At 63.9% G+C, this 9,956-nt stretch carries 10 protein-coding genes and 1 pseudogene; 7 read left to right on the forward strand and 4 right to left on the reverse strand.

Translation table 11 applies throughout. From position 1 onward, the window contains the following. Positions 1-114: 114 nt before the first annotated feature. Positions 115-3,153 (reverse strand): TonB-dependent receptor domain-containing protein, encoded by a 3,039-nt coding sequence (locus tag C7W88_RS09705; RefSeq protein ID WP_370073115.1) that lies wholly within the window; start codon positions 3,151-3,153, stop codon positions 115-117. A 538-nt stretch (positions 3,154-3,691) separates the two neighbouring features. Then, positions 3,692-4,009 carry a 2Fe-2S iron-sulfur cluster-binding protein gene (locus tag C7W88_RS09710; RefSeq protein WP_039334168.1) on the reverse strand — a complete coding sequence of 106 codons (318 nt, stop codon included), beginning with the start codon at positions 4,007-4,009 and terminating at the stop codon, positions 3,692-3,694. Between the two features lie 137 nt (positions 4,010-4,146). Between C7W88_RS09710 and C7W88_RS09715 the strand changes: the two are divergent. After that, a pseudogene (locus C7W88_RS09715) lies at positions 4,147-4,763 on the forward strand (DNA-3-methyladenine glycosylase). A 38-nt stretch (positions 4,764-4,801) separates the two neighbouring features. Beyond that, a complete protein-coding gene (locus C7W88_RS09720; protein WP_118073378.1) occupies positions 4,802-5,605 on the forward strand; it encodes an SDR family oxidoreductase in 804 nt (267 codons plus the stop codon). Positions 5,606-5,635: 30 nt separating this feature from the next. Here C7W88_RS09720 and C7W88_RS09725 read toward each other — a convergent pair whose 3' ends face one another. Next, positions 5,636-5,992 (reverse strand): YbbC/YhhH family protein, encoded by a 357-nt coding sequence (locus C7W88_RS09725; protein ID WP_118073379.1) that lies wholly within the window; start codon positions 5,990-5,992, stop codon positions 5,636-5,638. Beyond that, a complete protein-coding gene (locus C7W88_RS09730) occupies positions 5,989-6,279 on the reverse strand; it encodes a 4a-hydroxytetrahydrobiopterin dehydratase (protein ID WP_118073380.1) in 291 nt (96 codons plus the stop codon). Before C7W88_RS09730 ends, C7W88_RS09725 begins: the two co-directional genes overlap by 4 nt. A 56-nt stretch (positions 6,280-6,335) precedes the next feature. On the opposite strand from C7W88_RS09730, the gene ccmA reads away from it, so the two are divergent. From ccmA to C7W88_RS09755, 5 genes are all read left to right on the forward strand, one after another. Continuing rightward, a complete protein-coding gene (gene ccmA, locus C7W88_RS09735) occupies positions 6,336-6,911 on the forward strand; it encodes a heme ABC exporter ATP-binding protein CcmA (protein WP_118073381.1) in 576 nt (191 codons plus the stop codon). Beyond that, entirely contained in the window at positions 6,908-7,570 is a 663-nt protein-coding gene (gene ccmB / locus C7W88_RS09740; protein WP_205525157.1) for a heme exporter protein CcmB, read from the forward strand. The genes ccmA and ccmB overlap by 4 nt, the downstream gene beginning before the upstream one ends. Before the next feature lie 75 nt (positions 7,571-7,645). Then, positions 7,646-8,644 (forward strand): cysteine synthase A, encoded by a 999-nt coding sequence (locus C7W88_RS09745; RefSeq protein ID WP_118073382.1) that lies wholly within the window; start codon positions 7,646-7,648, stop codon positions 8,642-8,644. Positions 8,645-8,658: 14 nt separating this feature from the next. Further along, positions 8,659-9,075 (forward strand): hypothetical protein, encoded by a 417-nt coding sequence (locus tag C7W88_RS09750; protein ID WP_240344525.1) that lies wholly within the window; start codon positions 8,659-8,661, stop codon positions 9,073-9,075. Beyond that, on the forward strand, positions 9,076-9,792 hold the full coding sequence (locus C7W88_RS09755) for an ABC transporter (RefSeq protein WP_118073383.1): 717 nt from the start codon (positions 9,076-9,078) through the stop codon (positions 9,790-9,792). It abuts the gene before it with no gap. Positions 9,793-9,956 lie beyond the last annotated feature (164 nt).

Genomic DNA, 9,956 nt, shown 5'->3' on the forward strand with positions numbered 1-9,956 from the left:
CTTCGAAAACGCCTCCGCGAAAGCGGGGGCGTTCTTGCGCGTGCCCTTCGGGAGCAAAAAAAGGGGCAGCATCTTGCGATGCTGCCCCCAAGTCGGACACGTGGCACCAGACCTTTAGAAATCAGCCTGGAAACCAACCTTGAAGTAACGGCCCAGAATGCCCTGGCCGCCCTGGATCGGATTGTAGAGGTGCGCGCCGTAGGTCACGACATCCACTGGCGGCATGTTGTCGAACAGGTTCAGCGCGGTGAGCGACAGCGTGAAGCGGTCGTTGACCTTGAAGCGCGTCTGCAGGTCGAATGTGATGTAGCGCGGAATGTCGCAGCCGGTCGGACTGTAGCCCGGGTTCTGGCCGCAGTCCTTGTAGAGATCGCCCTGATCCATCGCCGAGAGGTTGTAGCCACCAAAGTAGTTGACTGTGGTGTTGATCTCCAGGTTGTCATCGAACTGCAGGCCATTCAGCCAGTAGCCGTGCCACTTCGGCGTACCCGAACCTGCGGTCAGGTTGAAGTTGCCCAGCGTACCGTCATAGCGCTCCAAGCCACCGCCGCTGTTGGTCAGGTCCGATTCCAGCTTGATGATGTAGCTTGCCTCGAGATGGCTGGTGAAGCGGATATTGTCGGTCAGGTTGATCCGGCCGTCGATCTGGAAATCGAGGCCTGAGACGGTCTGCGTGTTCGCGTTGATCAGCTGCGACTGGATGAAGGCGAGGCGTGGCGTCGCATTCGGGAAGTCGGGGCTGACTGCATCGGCGATCACGGTGTAGCCCGCCGGGATCGGCTGGCCGGTGTAGTAAGCCTCGAGCGCGGGCGCGTTCGAAGGCTGCGTGATCACGCCGGTCTTCTTGATGTTGTAGTAGTCGACCGACAGCGTGAAGTTGCGGACAGGTTCGAACACGAACCCAGCGGTGAAGCTGCGCGACCGCTCCGGCTTCAGGTCCGGCGAGGCCAGCGTGGTCTGGCCGTAGGAAGCGGAGCGAAGGTAGGTCGGGCAGTCGCTGAACGTGGCAACCGTGCAGCCATACTGGCTGAGATAGGCATCGTTGAAGATGCCTGCGCTGTTGGTCACGAAGCCCGTGGTCGGAAGGGCGTTGGCCTCACCGAACGAAGGGATGCGGAAGCCCTTCGACCACGGGCCGCGGATCAGCAGTTCGTCGACCGGCTTGAACTTGATGCCGGCCTTGGGGCTGAATGCGTTCTGACCGCTCGAGTACTTGTCGTAACGACCGGCGAGGTTGATTTCGACCTTGTCGAGAACCGGCGCGTTGATTTCGGCAAAGCCCGAATAGACCCAGCGGCTGCCCTTGGTGCCGAAAGCGTTCAGGGTGAAGTAGCGCTGCGTCGGGCCGAAGTAGTCAGGGTTACCCGAAGGCGCGTCGACCGCTTCGTAACGGGCGCCTGCGCCCACTGCGACCTGCAACTTGCCGCCCGGAAGTTCGAACAGATCCGCACCGAGCGTGCCCTGGAACTGGACCTGATCGGAGGTGGCGTTCAGGATCTGGGTTGGACGCAGGAAGTCATTCTGCTCCTGCGTGTTCTGCGTCGGGTCAACGAAGTTGTACGTGCCACGCGCGATGGCCGTCAGCAGGTTGGCTATGTAGACATAGCCCTTCTGCGTACGACGCAGGTCGTCGTGCATCGCCGTCGCGCCGAAGTCGAAGTTGATGTTGTCGGTCAGGTCGCCCTTGATGCCGATCGCACCGCGATAGGCCCGGTTGCGGGTTTCATTGTAGGTGGGCTGGTCGAACAGACGGCCCTGGATGCGGGCAAGCTGTCCGGCACCGGCGAACGGGTTGTTCGGGTTGAGCGTGCCGTTGGTGGCGTTGCAGCCCGTGTTGAGGCCGCTAGCGTCGCCCACACCGTTGGCGCAGACATAGACCGGCAGGGTCAGCGCGAACGAACCGGGCGCGCGGCTGGCTGCATTGTTCGACGTTGAGAAGCCTGGGAACAGGATACCAGCGTTAGCATTGCGCGAGATCGCTTCGGGCAGGCCTGTGTAGGCCGATTTGCTCTGCAGGAAGTTGAATTCGGCATAGCCTTCGATGCTGTCGCTGAGGGCCGCCGTGACGCGGGCAGAGACGCCCCAGCGCTCGATTTCCGGCTGGATCACGCCGTACTTGCGGGTGAGGTCTACGGTGCAGGTCTGCAAGGGGGCTGCCGCGCTGGCGGCAAGCTGCGCAGCCGTCAGTGTGTAAGCACTGTCGCAGCCGACGTTGTTGAGCAACTGGAAGCGGCCGAGTGCAGTGGTGTTAGTGGGATCGTAAGGACGCACGACAAGCGGGCCGCCGGCACCGGTAAAGCTGGTGGCGGTGGGTGAATTGATGCGGTCGTCGCTGCCGCACTCGCCATCGGGCGAACACACGCCGCGCAGGTCATCCGTGTTGAACGGATAGGGACGGTCGCGGTTCATGAGCTTGTTGCTCTTGTAGTAGAACCCGGAGACGTAGGCATTGTAGCCGTTCTCGTCGATGTCGCCCACGCCGGCGGTCAGCGACAGGCGATACTGCGAGGCATCGCCGCGATCGGAAAGGCCGGCTTCGCCACGGGCGCGCACGCCCTTGAATTCGCGCTTGGTGATGATGTTGACCACGCCTGCGATGGCGTCGGCACCATAAGCCGCCGAGGCGCCGTCACGCAGGATCTGCACGCGGTCGACAATGTCGTCCGGAATGGTGTTGAGATCGACGAAGTTGCGCGAACCGTCATCGGCCAGCGGGTAATAGGCCGCCCGCATGCCGTCGAACAGCACGAGCGTCGAGTTGGTCGAAAGGCCGCGCAGCGAGATCGCCGAGGCACCGGCCGCGAACGCGCCGTTGGCGGTGAACGAGTTGGTCAGCGCCGGACCGTTGTTGGCCGCCAGCGATTGCAGGCCTTCCTGCACGGTCGAGATGCCGCGCTGGTCAAGGTTCTCCTGCGTCACCGTGGTGACCGGCGAGACGGTCTCGGTGTCGGTGCGGCGCAGGATCGAACCGGTGACGACGATCGCCTGGGTGTCGCCGCAGCTGGGATCATCCGGTGTGGTGCTGCAGTCGACGCTCTGCGGTGCAGCCGTCGTTGCCGCAGCCTGCGCAAAGGCTGCGGTGGAGACCAGCGCCATGCCGATCGCCAGAGGGGTCGCGCCCGAACGGAGCGCGGAGAGATACTTGATGTTCACGTGGCAGTCCTCTTGTCCTGAACGTCTGCCGCCGTGGGGAACGGCGACAGGCCCGCGCGCCCAGTCCATATGCCGCCGCATTTGCGGTCAGCCGGGGTATGGATGCGAGAGAGGCGCCTGTCTGACGAGGCCAAGCTGCGCTTTCAAACCAGAAACACGTAGTTTCACATTAAACGATAGTTAGTGTGGTGTTCATGTTACAACGCAATGAAAAACCTAGAGAAACTTCGCATTGAAACATTCTGGCACAAAATGGAATTGTATGCCAATAACTTTCGATATGGAGTAATTTAATTTCCTCTGTAACTAGCCAAATCGCATGGATGATGCGTTGCCGCATGCCACAAAGGCCGCCAGGCAGGCGCAGAAGCGCCGCGGTACGCCTGAGGCGCGAAACCGTTCCCCAAAAAATCGACGAAGCGATCCACTTTCTGCAAAAGGGTGGTCCAACATTGCCGTTCACCGGTGCGGCTGACATGAAAAAGGCCCGCGCTCCTGCTGGAGGCGGGCCCTTCAAGCGGCGCAAAGGCTGGATAGATCAGTCTTCCGGCGCGATCGTGACGCGAAGACCGTCGAGGTCGCCGGTGATCTGCACCTGGCACGACAGGCGCGAGGTTTCGTTGCGATGGTCCGAGCTGTCGAGCAGGTCGTTCTCGTCCTCGCTCATCGGCGCAACCTTGTCGGCAAAGGCAGGGTCGATATAGACGTGGCAGGTGGCGCAGGAGCAGCAGCCGCCGCACAGGGCGAGCAGCTCGTCGAACCCGTTGTCGCGGATGGCTTCCATCACCGAAAGGCCGGCATCGGCCTCTACCGTCTTCTCTTCACCCGCACGATTGACAACCACGATCTTCGGCATCGTTCGTTCTCCAAATGCGGCGACGGGCATCAACGCATGACCCGCGCCCCCTGTTCGCCTTTGGACGGGGCTGCTATCGCGCCATTTCGGCTTTGGCAACTGCCGATCCGGCCAAAACACTGTTGCGGAGAACTAGGGTGGGACTGACGGCAGAGGCGATCCGCGAAGGTCTCGATCATATCGCCGCACGCAGCCCTGCCATGGCGGGTGCGATAGAGCGGGTCGGCTATCCCGAACCACGCATCCGCTCGACCGGCTATGGCACCTTGCTGCGCACCATCGTTGGCCAGCAGGTCAGCGTGGCGGCCGCCGCTTCGGTGTGGAACAAGCTTGAGGCGCTGCTGGGGAGGACATTCCCCCGCATGACCTGCTCGCCACTGATTTTGATTCCCTGCGCGCCTGTGGCCTGTCGCGCCAGAAGCAGGGCTATGCGCGGTCGTTGTGTGAGCTGGTCGTGTCGGGCGAGCTCGATCTCGATGCGCTGCCGGAAGATGACGAGGAAGCGATTGCGGAGCTGGTGAAGATCAAGGGGATCGGCCGCTGGTCAGCCGAGATCTACCTGCTGTTTGCAGAAGGGCGCCCGGACATCTGGCCTGCGGGAGATCTGGCCGTGCAGGTCGGCCTTGGCAAGCTGCTGGGCCTGGCGGGCCGGCCGAGCGAGAAGGAAACGCGCGCTCTGGCCGAGGACTGGCGCCCGCATCGCGGTGCAGCGGCGATCTTCACCTGGCATTGCTATAACAATCCGGCGCTGTAGTGTCCTGCTGACAGCAATGTGAGCAGGGGGAGGTGCCGATGGCACGCAAGACGATCTTCATCACCGGCGGCGCATCGGGCATCGGCCGTGCCGTCGCGCAGCGCTTTGCACAAGGCGGGTGGTTCGTCGGCATCGCGGACATCAACGAGGCCGGCATGGCCGAAACCGCCGCGCAGCTTCCCGCCGGGCAAAGTTCGTGCCACCGTCTCGACGTGCGCGACCGCGCGGCTTGGGATACTGCCCTGTCCGACTGTGCCAAAGCGGCTGGCGGGCAGATCGATGTCGTGTTCAACAATGCTGGCATTCCCATCGGTGGCGGCATTGTCGATCTGACGCCCGAGGAGATCGAACGCACGCTCGACATCAATCTCAAAGGGGTGATCTTCGGCGCGCAGGCGGCGTTTCCGTGGCTGCGGGCGAGCGCGCCGGGGTCGTGCCTGCTCAACACCGCCAGTGCGGCAGGGATCTATGGTTCACCCGGGGCCTCGGTCTATTCCGCGACGAAGTTCGGAGTGAGGGCGCTGACCGAATCGCTGGACGGGGAATGGGCCGAGCATGGCATCAAGGTGCGCAGCCTGATGCCCGGCTTCATCGAGACGCCCTTGCTGGACCATGCGCCTAATCGCGCCAGCAACGAGGATATCCGCACCCGCGTGCGCGGCGCGGGGCTGGAGATCACGCCGGTGGTTGAGGTTGCCGATGCAGCATGGGCGGCGGTGCATGGCGACAAGGTGCATACGCTCGTCGGCAAGACTGCGCGGCGGCTCGCATTCGCCTCCCGCTGGATGCCGGGGGCTTTGCGCAAGCAGATGCGGTCTGCGGAGCGTCCGTTGGGGAAGTAGCGGCGCTACGTCCCTTTTGATTTGGATTGCTCACTTGTCGTGAAAAATGCGCAACACTTTGCCGTTCCAGCGGCAAATCGAGATGTGTGCGACGCCGCCATCCCGGCCTCTCGGTAGCGAACCTGTCACTGTCCACACACCCTCGCGGAGTGTAGCCTTGAAGGGTCGCTGCCCTTCAATCAGTTTAGTGCCGTAAATGGGCTTTAGGTAAATCATGGCCACTGACTTTGCCGTCTCTGCCGATCCCACAACGCCCGTCTTGGGCTGAAATGAGGCGACATTCTCTGCGCAAGCGGCAGGTTCGGCACGGGCAACTTGTATCGATAGCAAGATGAGAAGCGCGGACGAGCCATGCATCAACCAATTGCTCGGCGAGGTGAGCTTCATAGAAAGCCTTCCATCACCCGCGCCATGGCGGCATCCCGTGCCGAGAGGCCATTGGCATCATGCGTCGTCAGCGTCACCTCGACGCGGTTGTAGACGTTGAACCATTCGGGGTGGTGGTCGGCCTTTTCGGCGTAGAGGGCGACGCGGTTCATGAAGGCCCAGCTTTCCGAGAAATCGGCAAAGCGGAAGGTGCGCACAATGGCGCGGCCGTCTTCACGCAATTGCCACTCCGGGAGTTCGGCCAGCAGCGAATCGCGTTCGGCATCGGTAAGGCGGGCGACGGTCATGCTTGGTCCTTTGGCATCCTTGGCAGTTGCCGCCGTTTCCCCTATCGCGTCTTTCCATGCAAGAGTGCGGTCTCGTCGCCACGGATATTGCCTGCAGGCGCGGGGACCGGCTTCTGTTCCGGGGGCTGTCGTTTGCCTTGGCTGCGGGCGAGGTGGTTCATCTGGCCGGGCCTAACGGAATCGGCAAATCGAGCCTGATCCGCATTCTGGCAGGTCTGCTGCGGCCGTTCATGGGTTCGGTGGAGCGACATGGCGCCCTTGCGCTTTCGGACGAGCGGCTGGCGCTGGACGGGCACGAACCGCTGGAAAAGGCGCTGGCCTTCTGGCAGCGGATCGACCGCGCGCCACAGGGCGATGCAGACTTCGGGCTGGCCGACCTGCTCGACGTGCCGGTGCGCTATCTTTCAACCGGACAGCGCAAGCGGGCGGCGCTGGCCCGCGTGGCGGCAAGCGGGGCGCCGATCTGGCTGCTCGACGAGCCGCTCAACGGGCTCGACACCCATTGGTCGTGCATCGCGCAGGCGGCGATCAAGGCGCATTGCAATGCCGGTGGGGCGGTTATCATTGCCTCGCACCAACCGCTTTCTCTCGATGCGGTAAAGGTGATCGAATTGCTGGATTTTCAGCCGTGATCCGCAAGCTTTGGCCGATCTTTGTGCGCGATCTGGTGCTGCTTACGCGCGGTGCCCAAGGGCGAGGCGGAGCGGTTCTGCCGCTGCTGTTCTTCCTTGCGGTGGCGATGCTGTTTCCCTTTGCAGTCGGCCCCGATGCCCGGTTGCTGGCGCGGACCGGCGCGGGCGTGATCTGGGTTGCGGCGCTGCTTGCGGCGATCCTCCCGCTGGACCGCCTTGTCGAGCCGGACGTGGAAGCGGGAATGTTCGACCAGTGGGCCTTGCGCGGCATTGCCGAGGAGGCGCTGCTGATGGTGCGCATTCTGGCGCACTGGCTGAGCTTTGGCGTGCCGCTGATGCTGGCAGCGCCGATCTCGGCAGGGCTGCTGGGGCTTGACGGGCAGCAGTTGTGGACGGTGGAAATCGGGCTGCTGCTGGGCACTCCGGGGCTGGCGGCAATCGGCGTGACCATTGCGGCGCTGACGGCGGGGTTGCGGGCTGGCTCTGCGCTGGGCGGATTGCTGGCGATTCCGCTGGCGGTGCCGCTCCTGATCTTTGGCGCAGGATCGCTGCAACCGGGGGGTGAGGGGGGCTTGCTGCTCCTGGGGGCGTGCAGCCTTGTGGCACTGGCCGTCGCCCCGTTCGCGGGCGGTGCGGCGATCCGGGCCGGACGCGAATAAGGCCGCGAGCAGGGCTTGCACGCCCCCAAGCGCAAATTCGTTGGCAATTGCGCCAAGTGTCCCTAACTCGGGGCCATGACTGCACCATCGATTGCATCCGATACCATTTCGCTCATCGGCAACACGCCGCTCGTCCTGCTGAAGGGGCCGAGCGAGGCGGCAGGGGCCGAGATCTACGGCAAGTGCGAGTTCGCCAACCCCGGCGCTTCGGTGAAGGACCGCGCTGCGCTGTGGATCGTGCGCGATGCCGAAGAGCGGGGCGTGCTGCAGCCCGGCGGGACGATCGTCGAAGGCACGGCGGGCAATACCGGCATCGGCCTTGCGCTGGTGGCCAACGCCCGCGGGTACAAGTCGGTCATCGTCATGCCCGAGACGCAATCGCGCGAGAAGATGGACACGCTGCGTGCGCTGCGCGCCGAGCTGGTGCTGGTGCCGGCGGCGCCGTTCTCCAACCCCGGCCACTTCGTCCACACCTCGCGCCGGATTGCCGAGGAAACCGAAGGGGCGGTCTGGGCCAACCAGTTCGACAATATCGCCAACCGTCGCGCCCATATCGAAAGCACTGCGCCGGAAATCTGGGAGCAGATGGAGCACCGCATCGACGGCTTTACCTGCGCTGCCGGCACCGGTGGGACGATCGCGGGGGTGGGCCTGGGCCTCAAGGCGTTTGACGAGAACATCACGATCGCGCTGACCGACCCGCATGGCGCGGCGCTGTACAACTATTACGCCAATGGCGAGTTGAAGGCCGAAGGGTCTTCGGTGGCCGAGGGTATCGGGCAGGGCCGCATTACCGCCAACCTCGAAGGCGCACCGATCGACACGCAGTTCCGCATTTCGGACGAGGAAGGGCTGTACTGGGTCGAGCGTTTGCTGGCCGATGAGGGCCTGTGCCTTGGCCTGTCGAGCGGGATCAACGTGGCGGGCGCCGTTGCGCTGGCCAAGCAGCTTGGCAAGGGCAGCCGGGTGGCGACGATCCTGTGCGATACGGGCTTCCGCTACCTGTCGTCGCTCTACAATCCCGAGTGGCTCAAGGCCAAGGGATTGCCGGTGTTCCCTTGGCTGGAGCAATAGGCTAGGCTGCGGCCATGGCACTGTTCGGTTTCCCCGCAGGCAAGCAGGCTTCCGCCCCGACCGAGGCGGACATCGCCGCTGCCAGCGCACTGGCCCACGTGCCGCCGACGACGCGCGAGCTGCGGGCGCAGGCGGTTCATCGGCTGCAGGTCGGGCTGTTCGGTCTGGCCGGAATGCTGCTGCTGGTAAGCCTGGCCAACGTGATCATGGACCGGGCCAAGTTCATCGACGCCAGTGCGGTCAATACAGCCGCGCCGACGGTCGAGGCGAGCGAGACGTCTGCGAAGGACCCGCTGGCTGACATGGGCGTGGCCCCACAATTGCCGGTGACGGCCAAGGAGCAGCCGACCGTCACGATCTCGCCCGCGCCTCCTGGGCCGACGCCCGCCCCTTCGGTCCCGGCCCCTTCGGTCAACGCGCCGAAGAACTGAGTGCATCGCCGGATCGCTCTTGCCGTGCTGGCAGCGGTGGTCGCGCTGGCCGGGTGGTGGGCGTTTTCACCGGCACGCACACCTGACAGGACTGTGGGCCTGTTCACCAGCCTGCCGATCCTGTGGAACGAGGCGGACGATATCAAGGGCATGATCGACCCCCCATCCGCGCCGCAGTGGGCACGCGCCTTGCTGGAGTCCAACGGCAAGGTGATCCCGCTCGATACGCTGCTTCAGCTTGAGCTTGTGGACTTTCTGGTCGTGGCGCAGCCGCGCCCGTTGGTGCCGGAAGAGAATGTGGCGCTTGATGCCTGGGTGCGCGCGGGCGGGCACTTGCTGATGTTCGCCGATCCGATGCTGACGCAGGAGAGCGCGTTTGCGCTGGGTGACCGACGCCGGCCGCAGGACGTGGCGCTGGTTTCGCCGATTCTGGCGCGGTGGGGGCTGGAACTGCAGTTCGACGATACGCAGCCCGGCGGTTTGCGGGAAAGTGCGGGCGAGGGGCTGCCGATTAATCTGGCGGGCACCTTCAAGGCCATTGCGGGCGGGCATGAAGCGAACTGCGCGATTGCCAAGGACGGGCTGATTGCGCGCTGCACGATCGGGAAAGGGCGGGCAACGCTGGTGGCGGACGCCGCGCTGTTGGAGCCCGAGCCCACCGCAGACCGGCCGGAAATTCAGTTGCAGCGCCTGCTCGACGGGGTGATGGTGCAATGATCTCCTTTTGTTCGCGGGAAAATGCGGGTAAGGTGCTGCTTTGCACGGAGGACTTCGTCGAAACGCCCGCATCTGCGCGATTACTTTTGCAGCAAGTCATGGTTACTCAAGCGGTAAGATGTAGAGAAAATGCTACGGAATCATAGCTAGTCCGCATTTTCCCG

Origin of the sequence: Novosphingobium sp. THN1 (assembly GCF_003454795.1) — a bacterium.
Lineage (GTDB): Bacteria > Pseudomonadota > Alphaproteobacteria > Sphingomonadales > Sphingomonadaceae > Novosphingobium.